The sequence below is a fragment of the Porphyromonas bobii genome (genome assembly GCF_943169685.1).
GTDB lineage: Bacteria > Bacteroidota > Bacteroidia > Bacteroidales > Porphyromonadaceae > Porphyromonas > Porphyromonas pasteri.
Genome location: NZ_CALPBU010000002.1, coordinates 1 through 16,006, shown reverse-complemented (window position 1 = coordinate 16,006; position 16,006 = coordinate 1). Strand labels below are relative to the sequence as shown.

Below are 16,006 nucleotides of genomic sequence, written 5' to 3'. Positions count from 1 at the left end.
ATCGGCTCTTAGCGGCGAAGAAGCTCAGCGGCTTCGCGTGCGAAGTAGGTGAGGATGAGGTCGGCACCAGCGCGCTTGATCGAGAGCAGGCTCTCCATCATAATACGCTCGCGGTCGATCCAGCCATTGAGACCAGCAGCCTGGATCATGGCATATTCGCCACTGACCTGATAGGCGGCCAAGGGCAGGTCGTAGCGGTCGCGTGCCCAGCGAATGACGTCGAGGTAGGGCAGGGCGGGCTTGACCATGACGATGTCAGCACCTTCGGCGATATCGCCTTCGATCTCACGCATGGCCTCACGGATGTTCGCAGGATCCATCTGGTAGCTACGGCGGTCACCGAAGCTGGGGGCGGAGTCGGCAGCATCACGGAAGGGGCCATAGAAGGCGGAGCTGAACTTCGCAGCGTACGACATGATGGGGAGCTGCTCGTAGCCAGCTTCGTCGAGGGCCTGACGCATGGCGGCGATACGGCCGTCCATCATATCGGAGGGCGCGACGATGTCGGCACCTGCCTCGGCGAAGGAGACCGCCTGACGGCAGAGATAGGGGAGCGTGGCATCATTGTCCACGGTATAGTGGTCGTGGAGGATACCGCAGTGGCCGTGGTCGGTGTACTCGCACATGCAGATATCTGCGATGACGATGAGGTCGGGCAGAGCGGCCTTGAGGGCGCGGATACCCTGCTGTACGATGCCGTTGTGTGAATAGGCTTCGCTACCGGTGTGGTCCTTGTGCTCGGGGATACCGAAGAGCATCACCGAGAGTACGCCTACACTGTAGAGGCCTTCGCACTCCTTGACGAGCTCATCGACCGAGAGGCGGTACTGCCCAGGCATGGTCTTGATCTCCTCGCGGATGCCACTGCCGTGGACGACGAAGAGGGGAGCGATGAAGTCAGCGGGCTCAAGAGCGGTCTCACGAACGAGCGCACGGAGGTTGGGAGTCATGCGTAGGCGACGCAGACGACTGATTGGATACATAGGGCTTATGGTTGATTAGGAATACTATCTGTGGCGTGTGCTGCCGTGCCATCTACGAAGTAGGGGCTGAGGCGGATGCTATCCTCGCGGGAGAAAGGCCCCGCAGAGCGTAGGACTGCCCAGCTAAGGTGCTTGCCGTGGCGTAGGATGAGCTTGCGCAGGGTGGCACTCTGCTCTCGGGAGAGGTAGGGATGCCAGGGGAGGGAGTCGGCACGGAGCTGGGGGAGGGCGAAGCGCTTCGGGGGCGTCTTGATGACGAACCATGGGCGCAGGGCGAGGAACTTATCCTCATCCATACCGTAGACCTCCTGTAGCTGTAAGACGGTGTAGTAGCCACCGAGGCGCTCGCGTAGAGCGAGGATGCGATGGGCATAGGCGGGGCCGATGCCCGGGACACGCAGGAGCGTCAGCGAGTCAATGCGGTTGAGGTCAAGGCTGACGTAGTGGGCGAACTTCTCCCCACGCGCTGCAGCTCCTGCTGGCGGGCCGACATAGTGCGGGTCACGTATGAGGCTATCGCGGTGGGGCTGCTGTCCTTTGGGAGCGTTGCTTTCGGAGGTGCTTCTCGCTTCGGTCGCCTGCATAGGCTGTGGGGCAGGCGAGCTGTGCGGGGCGAAGGCGTAGAGTGCCAGCCCCGAGAGGGTGATGAGCGAGAGGATGAGCAAGAATAGGCGCTCACTGCGGCTCGTGGTGGTCTTCCTCTGACGCATCGCTGGGGTGGCTTAGCCGACGTGCTCCTCGGTGGGGGCTTCGGTGCGGGTGTGTATGGCCTCGATACGGCCGTCACGCAGCACGATCATGCGGTCGGCTTGGGCGGCAAAGTCGGGGTCGTGGGTGACGATGACGAAGGTCTGGCCGAGTTCGTCACGCAGATCGAAGAAGAGCTGGTGAAGGCTCTGCTTATTCGCCGTGTCAAGGCTCCCTGATGGTTCGTCGGCGAAGATGACCGCAGGCGAATTGATGAGGGCGCGGGCTACGGCGACACGCTGGCTCTCACCGCCCGATAGCTCGGCAGGCTTGTGCGAGGCACGCTCCGCAAGGCCGAGACGCTCAAGGAGTCCAAGGGCGCGCTCACGTACCTTCGAGCGGGACTCTCCAGCGATGAGGGCGGGGAGCATAACGTTCTCCAGTGCAGTGAACTCCGGCAGGAGCTGGTGCGCCTGAAAGATGAAGCCTATCTGACGATTGCGGAGCTCGGCTTGACGGCGGGCGCTGAGGCGGGTGACTTCCTCCCCGCAGATCTTCAGCGAAGCACCTTCGGCAGGGGCTTCGAGTGTGCCGAGGATCTGGAGTAGGGTCGTCTTCCCTGCACCGCTGGCTCCGACGATGGAGATGATCTCTCGGGGTGCGACGGTGAGGTCGATACCCTTGAGGACCTCAAGAGAGCCGAAGCTCTTATGTATATGGGTAGCCTCGATGATCATAGGCTGGTAGGCTCAGTGGTGGGGTGATGCTGGATATGCTGGATGACGTAGGCCGCCAGATGACAGCCGAAGAGCGCGGGCATATAGGAGACAGTGCCAGCGGTAGAGCGCTTGCACTGCTCGCCCTCGATCTCCTTGACGGCGTCGGAGTCCGGTAGCTCCGCGGAGAAGACCACGGGGAGTCCCTTGTGGATGCCGAACTTACGCAGGCGCTTGCGCAGGGCACGTGCCAGCGTACAGTTGTAGCTCTTATTCAGGTCGGCCTGGTGGATCTGCGTCGGGTCGCTCTTGGCGCCTGCACCCATAGAGCTGATGATCGGCAGGCCGCGCTCTATGGACTTGGCGATGAGGTGCACCTTCGGGCTCAGCGAGTCGATGGCGTCGATGACGTAGTCGTAGCGGTGACGGTCGAGGAGCTCGATCATGTTCTCATCCTTGAGGAAGGCCTCGATGACCTCCAGCTGGATGTGAGGGTTGATGGCGCGAAGGCGTGCAGCCAGAACGCTGGCTTTCGCCTTGCCGATGGTCTCGTTGGTGGCTACGAGCTGGCGGTTGATGTTCGAGGGCTGCACGATGTCGGCGTCGACGATGGTCATACGACCGATGCCTGCGCGGGCGATGAGCTCGGCAGCGAAGCCACCGACACCGCCGAGACCGACGATGAGGACGTGGCACTGGGCGAGCTCGCTCACGCGATCGTCACCGAAGAGGAGGCGGGTACGCTCGGTCCACGCCTCGGGAGGAGTCTGTTGCTGGGGCTGGTTCATTGGATGCCTCGGTCGTTGAGGGCTTGCTGGTAGCGCTTAGCATTCAGCATATGCACGGCGAAGGAGGAGGCGAAGTTGTGGTAGCCTGAGAAGTCCTCCTTAGCACACATATAGAGGTAGTCGTGGCTCTCGGCAGCGAGAACGCTGTCGATGGTGCTCGTGCGGGGCTGGATGATAGGCGTCGGGGGAAGGCCCGTGACCTTGTAAGTGTTGTAGGGGGAGTTCACCATGAGGTGCTCGCCACGGATGCGCTTGAGATCGAAGTTGCCGAGGGCGTACTTGACCGTGGGGTCAGACTGCAGGCGCATCTCCTTGCGCAGGCGGTTGAGATAGAGCCCAGCGATACGGCGGTACTCGTCGCGCTTGCCTGATTCGCTCTCGACGATAGAGGCAAGTGTCGTCACCTCGAGGGGATTCAGCCCAAGGCGCTCAGCCTCTTCGGTGCGCTTACCCTTCCAGAAGAGCTGGTAGTGGGCTTGGAGGCTGTCGAGGACTTCGCGCCCTGAGGCAGCCCAACGTAGGGTGTGGGGCTCGCGGATGACCTTGGAGTAGAAGGCTCCAGGCTTCGTGCCATACTGCGCCATAAGGGCTGAGTCAGCGAGGAGCGTGCGGAGCGTGTCGGCCTTCACCCAGAGGTGCTGGGCGAGGAAGTCCACGAGCTCAGAGTCCTTGCGTACGGAGGGAGGGGTGAGCTTAAGTGGGCTGTCCTTCCCTTCCTTGAGGAGGGTGATGAGCTCCTGCATCGTCGTGGAGCGGAGGACGGCATAGCGACCTGGGCGCAGGGCGTCGCCCGTCTCGCTAAGCCCCTGCACTGCCGCCAGACGGTCGAAGACACGGGGGAAGCGCAGCCAGAGCTTCTTCTGCATCTGCTCACGTAACTCGGCATAGTTGCTCCCTGGGGCTACGAGGAGGTAGGTCGTGTCGGTGGCGGGGCGACCTGCAGGCGTAGTATAGAGATAGCCACCCGCGAGGGCTGCTGCGGCTACGACGATGAGGATCAGGATGACGAAGACGCGCGTGCCTCGGCCACGACTGCGGTGGGGCGAGGGGAAGGAGCGTCGGCCATTGAGCCGCTGGTAGTGGGCTACTGAATGCTTACTCATACGGAGTGGGATGTCGGATTAGCGGAAGATATCGGCGGGCTCAGCGAGGCGCTTCAGCTCGCTACCGCGGATAGCATAGAAGGAAGGCAGGCTCTGGGTATTGTAGTCCTGAGCTGCGGTATGGTTGAGGTCTTGGACGCAGATCCAGGGCAGAGCGCGTGAAGCATTCTTCCACAGATAGGCGTCTTGGTCTTCGGAGACTTCGAAGATGATGAGGTCGGGGTGGGCGGACTGCAGGGCGCGCAGCTCGGCGACGAGGGCGGGAGACCAGTCGCCAGCGTAGGCGGTGAAGCAGACGAGGACGGGGTGGCCCTTAGCGACCTCAGCAGTGAGGGAGCGCATCTGCCCCTTCTGGTCACGCAGGCGGATCTCGGGGAAGGCGACGACCTCCACGGGGGCTGCCGTCATCGTCGTGTCGGGATGGGCCTCGCGCTGACGAGCACGCGCCATAGCGATGGAGCGCAGAGCCGCCTGCTTCAGGAGCGGCGTGTAGGGGGCATTGGGGTGGAAGGCATCGTAGGCCGTGGCGACAGCAGCGAAGGCGCGGTCATCGCCAGGATGGTCGATGGAGAAGTACGTCCCGCCGAGGTAGCTCTGGAAGAGGGCGTAGTAGGCGGCAGCGCCCTTGGGGTCGCTGAAGATGTACTTGCTCGTGAGGGTATTCTTCAGCTGCGTGGAGAGTGAGTCGATACGTGCCAGAGCGATGCCACGGTCGAGGGTGCCATTATTGAGCTGTGTGAGGATCGCCTCGATAGCCTTGTCGGTGGCGGTGCGCAGCTGACCGATCTCACGGATCTGTTTATTGGCCTCGTCGCCCGACTCGATCTTGTAGGTCGAGAAGAGATCCTTGCCCGAGGCGGAGAGGGTGAGGTGCGTGACGGAGTCGGCTGCGAAGGGGATGAAGCTCTCCCCGAGGCGCAGGCGGTAGAAGGCGGGATAGCTATGTGCCTCGCGACGGAAGCGGAAGCGACCCTTCTCGTCGAGGGTCACGGAGTCGATGAGCTGAGGTTCGTCGGTGTCGGTCGTCTCGAGGTAGAGCGTCTTGCCTGCGGCATCGGTGATGGTGCCTTCGGCGGTGAACTCATTGCCTCCGCTCTTGGAGCAGGAGCCGAGAGAGAGGGAGCCGAGGAGAAGGAGGGAGAGGCGGAGCTTCGTCTTATTCATTGTCTGCCGTGTGAGGTATGTGATAGATGGGGCTATTAGAGTGCGGGGGCGTCCCAGTGCTCGCCGGTGGCGAGGAGCATCTCCTCAGCGCGGGCGACCTCGGCGAAGAGCTCTTCGCGTGTGGCAGCCTTGAGCATAGCGATGCGTACGGGGCGGAAGTTATCGATACCCTTGAAGATCGGGCTGGCGGCTATATGGCGACGGCTGTGGAGGATGCCACGGCGCTCGTCGAGCTTGCGGATGTTGTTGTCGACGAGCTGGCGAAGTACGTCGACGTAGAAGGCCTTCGGGTGGCGGGGAGCAGGCTCGCCCGTCTGGAGGTAGTGCTTCATCTCCTCGAAGATCCAGGGCTGGCCGATGGTAGCACGCCCGACCATCACGGCATCGACGCCGTAGGTGTCGAAGGCACGCTTGGCCTCTTCGCCCGTGGTGATGTCACCATTGCCGATGATAGGGATGTGCATGCGCGGGTTCTCCTTCACCTTGCCGATGAGCGTCCAGTCGGCAGAGCCGGTGTACATCTGGGCGCGGGTACGGCCGTGGATGGTGAGGGCTTGGATGCCCACGTCCTGGAGGGCTTCGGCGAGCTCGACGATGATCTTACTATCGTTGTCCCAGCCGAGGCGGGTCTTCACGGTGACGGGGATCTTCACGGCCTTGACGATCTCGCTGACGATGCGGAGCATGACGTCGGGGCAGCGAAGCATACCGCTACCAGCGCCCTTGCCAGCGACACGCTTGACGGGGCAACCGAAGTTCAAGTCCAGCACCTCGGGGCCAGCGGCCTCGGCGATACGGGCGGCTTCGACCATAGGCTCGACCTTGCGGCCGTAGATCTGGATGGCTACGGGGCGCTCTTCGGCGCTAATCTCGAGCTTGCGCGTCGTGCCAGCGACCTGACGGATGAGGGCGTCAGCACTGAGGAACTCGGTGTAGACCATGTCTGCACCGAAGCGGCGACAGAGGAGACGGAAGGCGGCATCCGTCACATCCTCCATGGGGGCCAGTAGTAGGGGGCGCTCCCCGAGATCGACCGTACCTATTTTCATTCGCTTATCTGGGCTATGTATTGGGAGGCCGTCGTGAGGGCCTCGTGGATATTGGGGCAGATGTAGGTATCGCCGATGAGGTCGGCGATACCTGTGGCACGCAGGGTCTCATGGACGCTGGGGCGCACGCCCGAGAGGACGAGCTGGATGCCCTCAGCCTGTGAGGTCTCGATGAGAATGCGGAGGTTGCGCACGGCCGTCGAGTCCATAAAGGGCACCTGACGCATACGCAGGATGCGCACCTTCGGGCGCGCCTTGGTGGCGAGGACGATCTCCTCGAAGCGGTTGGCGATACCGAAGAAGAAGGGCCCTTCGATCTCGTAGACCTCGACGCCCTTCGGCAGGTCGAGGGCTTCCTCACGACCTGCGAGCTGGCCGTCATCCTCGGAGCTGTGCACGTGGAGCTTGTCGCGGGAGACGACGATGCGTGTGGACTCGATGATGCGGCGCATGAAGAGGAGCATGGAGAGTAGGAGACCCAGCTCAATAGCTATGGTGAGGTCGAAGAGTACCGTGAGGAAGAAGGTGACGGCAAGCACGGCGATATCGCTCTTCGGGCCACGCAGCGAAGCGCGTACCGAGCGCCATCCGCTCATGTTGTACGAGATGACGACGAGCACACCCGAGAGGCAGGCCATAGGGATGTAGGCCATCAGGGGCATGAGGAAGAGGAAGATCAGTAGGAGGACCAGAGCGTGCGTGATGCCTGCGATGGGCGTGCGGGCGCCGTTGTTGATGTTGGTCATCGTGCGGGCGATAGCTCCCGTGACGGGGATCCCACCGAAGAAGGGAACGATGATATTGGCTACCCCCTGGGCCATCAGCTCGGTATTCGAGCGGTGGCGCTCACCGATGACCCCGTCAGCGACGCTGGCAGAGAGGAGGGACTCGATAGCGCCGAGGAGGGCGATGGTGAAGGCGGGGCCGATGAGGTGCTGCATCGTCGCCCAGCTCAGCTCGGGCACGACGAGGTCGGGGATCTTCGAGGAGATCGTATAGCGGTCGCCGATGGTGTCAAGGCCCGTGACGCCAGCATACTCCTTGAGGAGGTAGCAGACGATGGTCATCACGATGATGGCGACGAGGGAGCCAGGGACGACCTTCGTCAGCCGTGGGGTGAGCTGGATGAGGAGGATGCTCCCCAGACCGATGGCGAGCGTAGGTAGGTGGACGGAGCCGAGCGAGGAGAGGAGGACGCCCCACTTCGGTACAAACTCCTTCGGTAGACCCGTCAGCCCAAGGCCGAGGAGGTCATTGACCTGCGTGGTGAAGATGGTCACAGCGATACCAGCCGTGAAGCCTAAGATAATCGGATAGGGGATGAACTTGATGAGCGATCCGAGCTTCAGTGCGCCCATCAGCAGGAGGAGGATCCCCGCCATCAGTGTGGCGATGAGTAGTCCGCCCTGACCGTACTCGCCGATGATGCCGAGGACGATGATGATGAAGGCGCCCGTCGGCCCCCCGATCTGTACGGAGCTACCCCCGAGAGCCGAGACGATGAGCCCCCCGAGGACGGCGGTGACAAGCCCCACTTCGGGAGATACCCCGCTGGCGATAGCGAATGCGATGGCCATAGGTAGGGCGACGATCCCCACGATGAGCCCCGCTAAGAGGTCACGAGTGAGGCCCTGCCGCGTGTAGCCCTTGAGGCTATCGATGAGCATGGGGCGGAAGTTCAAGCGCTGCATGTCGAGTAAAAAGTAGGTTTTCTTCCTATACGATTAAATAGCTGTTAGGTTACAAAGATAAGGAAAAGCCCCCGTGCCTCTGGGGGCGCTGACCTCGTGGGCAGGGCTTACGCATCGAAATCCTCCCGTGCCGTTGGCGTCTATACGCCGCATCGTCTGCACGTCTACTCCTCTTGCTCATCGCGACCTCTGCATATCCTCTTGCCCATCAGCGGGGGAAAGTGCCAGAGACAAGACAGGAGAAGGCGATTGCCTTCTCCTGCTATTTCGATTGAGGTAGTCCCCGTGTCAAGGTGGGCTTCCGTATGCTTTACCCGAGGCTGTATAAGGAGCTTCCCCTACTTCTTCACGCGTCGTAGCGTGCAGACCTCAGCGTCATACGGGACCGATAGATAATCAGGTATGATCACAGGACGATCGATTCCGACCAAGTGGCTTCGGCGTACTACTATCGTATCGTGTGCCGCATTCAAGCAGAGAAGTACATTGGCAAGCTCCTGATAGGGCTTGTCAGCTTTGCCATAGAAGAAAGGCATTCTGTAAACATCTAATTGTAGAGACCTCTTCTCTCTGTCCCAGATAAATCCCCCGCCTTGAATAAAGGAGGTCCCAGGCAGGAAGGAGTCCGTCGGGGTGATACATGCTTTCCCATTCTTTGTGATTGATAGCTCTAAGCCAAGAGCATCGTACCAGTAGGAATCGTAATAGTTTGCCTTTTTCTGCACGATGATACGGGCACGCCACTGGTGGCCAACAAAGCCCGTGCCTTCCCACTCTCCAGCAAACTTATCGAGGTCGTGGTGTCTGTCCTCAAAGTAGTAGCCTTCAGGGTTGCCACGGTTGTTGTCCGACACGCGCATGAAGTCACGTAAGTCCACGACTTGCGTCTGAGCATGGGAGACCTCCGAAAGGACGAGTAAGGCAGGAAGTAAGAGTAAGGCGAGCCTAATGGTAGAGGTGATGAATCGGAGCATAGGTATAGAGCGTATGTTGTTTGTGTGATGTAATCTCCTATCTCCCTACGCGTCGTAGCGTACAGACATCTGCCAGATAGCCCTCCCCGGGAGGGATATAATCAGGGATATTCGGAATTTCATCAATCGCAATAACAGCTCCCCGACGTAGCACGATCGTATTTTGATCAGCACTTATATAGAGACGCACTTGTACTGCTGCCTTATAGGGGTGATCTGCCTCCCCATAAGAGAAGAGCATCGTATAGATATCGGGATCTACTGATTTTTTATCCCTATCCCATAGAAATCGAGCGCCTTGAATGAAGGAAGTCCCAGGTATTAGATTTCCGGTCGGTGTGATAGCAGCCTTGCCATCCTTCGTGACTGATAGCTCTAAGCCCAAAGTATCAGCCCAATAGGAGCCGAAGAAGTCTGACTTCTTTTGCTCTACGATACCTATGTGCCAATGATAGTCCCCAAAGCCAATGCCCTCCCACTCACCTACGAACTTGTCGAGGTCGTGGTGTTGGTCCTCAAAGTAGTAGCCTCGAGAATTGTAGTAATTGTTTTCTGTTACTTGGTGGTAGTCGCGTAAGGCTGCGACTTGCGTCTGAGCAGAGACCCTCGCTCCCGAGAGGAGTAGTATGAGGGATAAGAGCCTAATTAGCTTGGTCATAGTAAAAAGGGGCGGGTTTATTCGGTGAGTAGTTCGGGTGACGAGTTGGTGTATCATGCAGGGGAACTTCCCCTACTTCTTCACGCGTCGTAGCGTACAGACCTCAGACAGATAGCCCCCAGGGGGGATATAATCAGGGATGTTCGCACTGTGCTCTATCTCGATAGTATATCCCCGACGTATCACGATCGTGTCATGGGTCGCATTGATATAGAGAAGCACTTCGACTGTCCCTCGGTAAGGCTCATCAGATATACCGTAAGCGAAGAGGACTTTATAAATGTTAGGATCTACAGCCTGCTGCTGCTTCACCCATCGAAGCCCAAATCCTTGAATAAAAGAGGTCCCAGGGATTAGATCTCTGGTTGGCGTGATAGCTGCCTTGCCATCCTTCTTGATTGATAGCTCTAAGCCAAGGACATCGGACCAATAGGAGCCGTGGCGGTCTACCTTCTTTTGGACAGCGATACGGGTACGCCACTGATAGCCACCAAAGCCAGTACCCTCCCACTCGCCAGCAAACTTATCGAGGTCGTAGTTTCGATCTTGAAAGTAGAAGCCTTGGGGATCACCTCGATTCTCTCCTGATACCCGATGGAGGTCACGTAAGTCTGCGACTTGCCTCTGAGCATTTCCTTCTTTAGGGAAGAGAAGGCTGAAGAAGAGTAAGATAGAGAACGCTCTAACGGCCGAGGGGATCGGATGGGTGAGCATCTTGAATTGGCGTCCGACTTGTTGGGTAGCTTTGATCGTGTATTCTCCGAGAGTAAAGAGGTCCATAGAGTAGCTGTAAGTGTTAGATGACTCAAAGGTAATAAGTTTTCCCTTGGATTTTAGGGGAGGAAAAAGGGTGACGAGTAGCTGGATAACTTCATCCGAGTGCGGGGAAAAGTCGCGGACGAGTAGTAGAAAAGCTTTGTCTACGTGCGTGGCTCTAAAATCTACGTACGTGGATCATAGAGATTACGTGCCGAGTCCTTAGGACTACGTGCGTGGACAGAGGAAATGGCGTAGAGGAAGGGGCTTTCTTTTCGTGGAGGATGAGGCTTTTCCTTCCGCTGGATGAGAAAAATCCCCGCGATAGGCGAGGGGCTCGGACTATGGCGGGGAAGAGGGTTGCTGGGCTGAGGCGAGCGGGTGTGTCGTGGCTTAGCTCGGTGTCGCGCCTTCGCCTGCCTGGAGCTTCTTGCGGTACTCGGTGGGTGTGAGGCCCGTCTGCTGCTTGACGAACTTGCCGAAGAAGGCAAGGCTCGAGAAGCCCTGCTGGAAGGCAATCTCCTTAGCTGTCTTGCTTGAGTAGCGTAGCTCCTGCGTGATGGCGCGCATCATGTACTGATGGATGAAGTGGATGGGTGTCTCTCCCGTCTGCTCCTTGATGATGCGTGAGAGGTACTTCGGCGTGAGGTTCATCAGGGTAGCAACCTCCGAGACGGAGCGTATGCGGCCGCGTTGCATGCCCAGCAGGTCGAAGAAGAGACGTGCCTGCTGGCTGGCACGGGTCAGGTCTTGCGGGGTCGCTTGGCGGAGCTCTTCGCTGACCTCACGGATGAAGGAGTAGAGGAGTGCCTGGATATGGATGTGCAGGAGTTCGTCACGGAAGAGGGGATTGGCCGAGTGGCAGAGGGTGTGGATCTGCTGGTGGTAGATCTTGCTGAGCTCTATCGCATCCTCGCTCAGCGTGTAGATGGGCGACCTGCGCACATAGTCCGCGATGCTCCATACCACGGTATTCAGTGCTTCGGTCGCCCCGATGAGCTCCCATGAGAGTCCCATGAGGACCAGATCGGCATCGCTCGAGGCGAGGCATTCCTCGATGAGAGAGCCCTCTTGGTAGCTAAGCCTCTGCCCCTGCTCGAGGCGGTACTGTCGGCCGTCAATGGCGATCTGTATCGTACCCTGACGGCAGTAGATCGCCATGCCGAAGTGCATACGAGCCCCTATCATCCGCTCGGGGAGCGTGTGTAGGCTATGTGCAAAGAGGAACTTGTCATGGCAGTAGTCTATGCCAGGATCTCCCTTGAAGTCATTGGTCGTCCACTCGTGCGGCTGCATGCTGTCTTGCTGATGTATCTGGGGCTGTACTTATGGGTGTAAAGGTAGGGGATATATGTGATACTTTGTGCTCGTCTAAATGTCGCATGGGGCAGGTAAAGCTTTTCCTTTCTTCGCATCGAGGGGAAGGTGGGGGAGAAAAAGCGACTATTTGCCCCCTCCGTGCAACGGTGTAGCGCTCCTTCCCCGCGCGAGTGCGCACGCATACAGCTTGCATATATGGGCGAAAATGACGAAAATTGTAGTCTAAAAGCAGGCTATGCGAGGTAGGGTGAAGAGGTCCTTTGCCCTACCTCCCATTGCACCCCATAGCAAGACAAATAAGATGATAGAAGAGAAGTTCCAGGCCGTCGTCCTGGGCGCTGGCGAAAGCGGTGTCGGCGCAGCCCTATTATACCAGAGTCGTGGTATATCCGTCATGGTCTCCGACTACGGGCATATTGCCCCGAAGTACAAGCAGGAGCTCGAAGCCAATGGCATCCCCTACGAAGAGGGTAGCCACACCACCGAGCTCATCCTGCGTGCCGAGGAGATCGTCAAGAGCCCTGGTATCCCTGAGAAGGCGCCTATCATGGTGGCTATCCGTGAGCGTGGCATCCCCGTCATCTCCGAGATCGAGCTGGCAGGTCGCTACCTCAAGGGCAAGGTCATCGGTATCACGGGGAGCAATGGGAAGACCACGACGACGATGTGGCTGCACCACATCCTCACCGAGGCGGGTATGAAGCCCGCACTGGCTGGGAACGTCGGCTTCAGCCTCGCCCGTCAGGTGATCCCCGACGAGCAGCCCGACTACTTCGTCGTCGAGCTGAGTAGCTTCCAGCTGGATGATATGTACAAGTTCCGCGTGCATATCGCCCTCTTGATGAACATCACGCCCGACCACCTCGACCGCTATCACTACAACTTCGAGGAGTATGCTATGGCGAAGATGCGCATCCTGCAGAACCAGACCGCGGAGGATGCCTTCATCTATTGGGGTGAAGATGAGTTCGTCTCTCGCTACGTCATGAGCCACCAGCCCATGCCGATGCAGACGCTCTCCTTCCTGACCTATCCGCAGGTAGGCTCCGCCGCCGACAAGTCGGACGACAACATGATGCGCCTGCACTTCGACGGGAAGAGCTTTGAGTTCCCCATCGATCAGCTCGCACTCCAGGGGCCGCACAACCTGCAGAATGCTATGGCTGCCTCGATCGCAGCCCTGCGCCTCGGTGTCTCGCATGACGTCCTGAGACGTGCGCTCAGCGACTTCGTGAACGTGCCCCACCGCCTTGAGAAGGTCGGGGTACTCGATGGCGTGCGCTATATCAACGACTCCAAGGCCACCAACGTCAGCTCTACCTACTATGCTCTGCGGACGATGACCACGCCCTACGTGCTCATCCTCGGTGGCGAAGACAAGGGGAATGACTATATGGATATCACCGAGCTCATCACCTCTGGGGCGCGTGGGCTCGTCTTTCTCACGACCGACGTGCTGAAGCTGTACAAGAGCTTCCACGGCAAGGTGCCTCAGATCGCCTCGGCACTCTCTATGGAGGAGGCTATCGCCCACGCTCGTGAGATGGCTCAGCCAGGCGACACCGTCCTGCTCTCTCCAGCCTGTGCGAGCTTCGACCTCTTCACCAGCTACATCCATCGAGGCGACCGCTTCCGCGAAGTGGTACAGGGCCTGATCCAAGCTGAGGAGAAGCATGCCTAACGATCAGACGACCTCCCTCCAGCCGAAGGACTCGTGGCTGCGCCGCATCTTCGCGGGCAACGGCCTCATGTGGGCACTCTACTTCGTGCTCGTCTTGGTCTCGCTCTACACCGTATCGAGCGCGCTGAGCTCGGAGATCTATAAGAGCCTCTCCGTCGGGCGACTGAATCCCATCCTCAAGCATGCGCTCATGCTCGCTATCGGTATCTGCTCGGCTATCTTGCTGAGCCGATGCTCCGGGCGCTTCTATCGCTATACCCTGCCACCGCTCTCGGCGCTCCTCATGGTGGGGCTCTTCTTCGCGCAGCTCCTCTTAGGGCAGAGCACCAATGGGGCAGAGCGCTGGATCGACTTGGGCTTCATCACCATCCAGCCCGCCGAATTCCTGCGTGTCTATATCGTCATCTGGGGCGCTTATGTCGCGGGTAAGGATGTCGTGGAAGACCCGAGGAAGGAGCCTCGCTACTGGGCCTACTGGGGGTGGATCTTCATCCTCTCGATTATGGTGCTCTTGAGCAACCTGTCGACCTTCCTCATCATCTTCTCTTTCCTCTACCTCTACTCGTGGGTACTCAAGGCGCCTAAGCGCTTCATGTACCGCATCACGGCTATCGGTGCCATAGCGGTGGTCTTGGGTGGTGCCTACCTCTACTTAGCCCCCGAGAGCATGCTGCCTGGTCGTGCCGTCACGTGGCACAACCGTCTGCATGGCGCCGTCAAGGAGCGAGAAGACCGCTTCGCTATCACCGACGAGAACCGTCAGGAGCAGATGGGCCGTATGGCTATCGCCAACTCCAAGCTCGTCGGTCGTGGCCCAGGGAATAGCAAGCTGCGTGACTCCCTCTCGCAGGCCTACTCCGACTACCTCTACGCCATCATCATCGAGGAGTATGGCATCCTCGGTCTGCTCTTCATCCCATCGCTCTATCTGGTGTGGATGCTCATCGGCTATCGTGAGGCACGCAAGCAGACGAACGTCTTCCGCAGCAACCTCATCAAGGGCTTTGGCATCCTCTATCCGCTGCAGGCGCTGGTGAATATGATCGTCGCCTCGGGGATCATCACCACAGGGCAGACGCTCCCGCTCATCAGCTACGGGGGGTCGTCGATCCTGGCGACAAGCATGGCCTTCGGCATCATGATCGGGGCCTCGCGCGTCGACAAGCCCAAGCGTGAGCCCCACACGGAGGAGGCAGAGTTCACTGAGGTCGCCGCGACCGAGGAGGTCGTGGAAGAGCCTCTTCTCGATACCGACACACAAGACTACGTATAGAAATATGATCCAGCGAGCTATCATCAGCGGCGGTGGCACAGGGGGGCATATCTTCCCTGCCGTATCCATCGCCGAAGCCCTTCGCCGGCGCTACCCCGAGATCGATATCCTCTTCATCGGTGCCGAAGGGCGCATGGAGATGGAGCGTGTACCCCAGGCGGGCTTCCCCATCCGCGGTCTGAAGATCCGCGGCCTTGACCGCAAGCGCCCTTGGCGCAATATCGGAGTCATCCGTGACTTCCTGCGTGCGCTCATCACGGCACGCGATATCATCCGTGACTTCCGCCCCGAGATCGTCATCGGCGTCGGGGGCTATGCCAGCGCACCTACGCTGAAGGCTGCACAGAGTCTCGGCATCCCCACGCTCATTCAGGAGCAGAACTCTTATGCTGGCGTGACGAATAAGTTCCTCGCTCGTCGTGCCGACCGCATCTGCGTAGCGTACCCCGAGATGGAGCGCTTCTTCCCGAAGGATAAGATCGTACTGACGGGGAATCCCCTGCGTCCTGCTATCGAATATATGCAGGACGGGCTGCGCGAAGAAGCGCTACGTCACTTCGGCTTGCCAGCTGATACGAAGCGCGTCGTCGTCGTCATCGGCGGGAGTCTCGGTGCTCTGAGTATCAACGAGAGCATCGGTTCGCGCCTCGAGGAGTGGGCTCAGTCGGGTGTCGCCCTCATCTGGCAGACGGGTAAGGGCTTCGAAGCCAAGGCGCAGGAGCTACTCAAGGCGTATGACTTCCCCGTCTACTCGTCGGCCTTCATCCAGCGTATGGATCTGGCTTATGCTGTGGCAGACGTCGTGGTGTCGCGTGCTGGTGCCAGCTCGATCTCCGAGCTGTGCTTCCTCGGCAAGCCTACCATCCTCGTCCCTTCGCCCAACGTAGCCGAAGACCATCAGACGAAGAACGCGCTGGCGCTCTCGACGCGCTCGGCCGCGCTCCTCATCCCCGACGACAAGGCTCGCGAAGAACTGACGCCCCGCGCCATCGCCCTCGTGCAGGACGCTGCGCAGTGCGCTTCGCTCTCCGAAGAGATCCGCAAGCTCGCCCTCACCGAGGCTGCTGACCGCATCGTCGACGAGGCCGAGCGCCTCGTGGCCTTCGCCCCCAAGCGATAGACGTCGTACTATAATAGTATATAAAAGAGCAGCGGCTGCGACC

15 protein-coding genes are annotated in these 16,006 nt (G+C 59.4%); 3 read left to right on the top strand and 12 right to left on the bottom strand.

Annotated features, from left to right (window positions below):
• Positions 1 to 8 precede the first annotated feature (8 nt).
• From hemB to KO088_RS02545, 12 genes are all read right to left on the bottom strand, one after another.
• Positions 9 to 983 carry a porphobilinogen synthase gene (gene hemB / locus KO088_RS02600; RefSeq protein ID WP_044114881.1) on the bottom strand — a complete coding sequence of 325 codons (975 nt, stop codon included), beginning with the start codon at positions 981 to 983 and terminating at the stop codon, positions 9 to 11.
• Positions 984 to 988: 5 nt separating this feature from the next.
• Positions 989 to 1,693, bottom strand: a complete 705-nt coding sequence (locus KO088_RS02595; RefSeq protein ID WP_215493391.1) for a ComEA family DNA-binding protein — start codon at positions 1,691 to 1,693, stop codon at positions 989 to 991.
• Between the two features lie 12 nt (positions 1,694 to 1,705).
• The gene (locus KO088_RS02590) at positions 1,706 to 2,407 is read right to left on the bottom strand and encodes an ABC transporter ATP-binding protein (RefSeq protein WP_198019158.1); all 702 of its coding nucleotides are present in this window, start codon (positions 2,405 to 2,407) and stop codon (positions 1,706 to 1,708) included.
• Positions 2,404 to 3,174: a tRNA threonylcarbamoyladenosine dehydratase gene (locus KO088_RS02585; RefSeq protein ID WP_215493389.1), complete on the bottom strand. Its 771-nt coding sequence runs from the start codon at positions 3,172 to 3,174 to the stop codon at positions 2,404 to 2,406. Before KO088_RS02585 ends, KO088_RS02590 begins: the two co-directional genes overlap by 4 nt.
• Entirely contained in the window at positions 3,171 to 4,277 is a 1,107-nt protein-coding gene (mltG, locus tag KO088_RS02580; protein ID WP_215493387.1) for an endolytic transglycosylase MltG, read from the bottom strand. Before mltG ends, KO088_RS02585 begins: the two co-directional genes overlap by 4 nt.
• 18 nt (positions 4,278 to 4,295) lie before the next feature.
• A complete protein-coding gene (locus tag KO088_RS02575; protein WP_215493385.1) occupies positions 4,296 to 5,441 on the bottom strand; it encodes a DUF4369 domain-containing protein in 1,146 nt (381 codons plus the stop codon).
• Between the two features lie 35 nt (positions 5,442 to 5,476).
• Positions 5,477 to 6,490 carry a tRNA dihydrouridine synthase DusB gene (gene dusB, locus KO088_RS02570; RefSeq protein WP_215493383.1) on the bottom strand — a complete coding sequence of 338 codons (1,014 nt, stop codon included), beginning with the start codon at positions 6,488 to 6,490 and terminating at the stop codon, positions 5,477 to 5,479.
• Entirely contained in the window at positions 6,487 to 8,181 is a 1,695-nt protein-coding gene (locus tag KO088_RS02565; RefSeq protein ID WP_009432835.1) for a SulP family inorganic anion transporter, read from the bottom strand. Before KO088_RS02565 ends, dusB begins: the two co-directional genes overlap by 4 nt.
• A 338-nt stretch (positions 8,182 to 8,519) precedes the next feature.
• Entirely contained in the window at positions 8,520 to 9,155 is a 636-nt protein-coding gene (locus KO088_RS02560; RefSeq protein ID WP_215493381.1) for a hypothetical protein, read from the bottom strand.
• Positions 9,156 to 9,192: 37 nt separating this feature from the next.
• Positions 9,193 to 9,813: a hypothetical protein gene (locus KO088_RS02555; protein ID WP_215493379.1), complete on the bottom strand. Its 621-nt coding sequence runs from the start codon at positions 9,811 to 9,813 to the stop codon at positions 9,193 to 9,195.
• A 72-nt stretch (positions 9,814 to 9,885) separates the two neighbouring features.
• The gene (locus KO088_RS02550) at positions 9,886 to 10,593 is read right to left on the bottom strand and encodes a hypothetical protein (RefSeq protein ID WP_215493377.1); all 708 of its coding nucleotides are present in this window, start codon (positions 10,591 to 10,593) and stop codon (positions 9,886 to 9,888) included.
• Between the two features lie 369 nt (positions 10,594 to 10,962).
• A complete protein-coding gene (locus KO088_RS02545) occupies positions 10,963 to 11,865 on the bottom strand; it encodes a helix-turn-helix domain-containing protein (RefSeq protein ID WP_215493375.1) in 903 nt (300 codons plus the stop codon).
• A gap of 325 nt (positions 11,866 to 12,190) precedes the next feature.
• Between KO088_RS02545 and murD the strand changes: the two genes are divergently transcribed.
• Genes murD through murG form a run of 3 tightly spaced genes read left to right on the top strand, consistent with a single transcriptional unit; the run spans position 12,191 to position 15,963 of the window.
• Positions 12,191 to 13,570 (top strand): UDP-N-acetylmuramoyl-L-alanine--D-glutamate ligase, encoded by a 1,380-nt coding sequence (gene murD, locus KO088_RS02540; protein WP_044114872.1) that lies wholly within the window; start codon positions 12,191 to 12,193, stop codon positions 13,568 to 13,570.
• Complete coding sequence (locus KO088_RS02535) at positions 13,563 to 14,843, top strand: FtsW/RodA/SpoVE family cell cycle protein (protein ID WP_215493373.1); 1,281 nt, start codon at positions 13,563 to 13,565, stop codon at positions 14,841 to 14,843. Before murD ends, KO088_RS02535 begins: the two co-directional genes overlap by 8 nt.
• 4 nt (positions 14,844 to 14,847) lie before the next feature.
• Positions 14,848 to 15,963, top strand: a complete 1,116-nt coding sequence (gene murG / locus KO088_RS02530) for an undecaprenyldiphospho-muramoylpentapeptide beta-N-acetylglucosaminyltransferase (protein WP_215493371.1) — start codon at positions 14,848 to 14,850, stop codon at positions 15,961 to 15,963.
• The last annotated feature ends 43 nt before the right edge of the window (positions 15,964 to 16,006 follow it).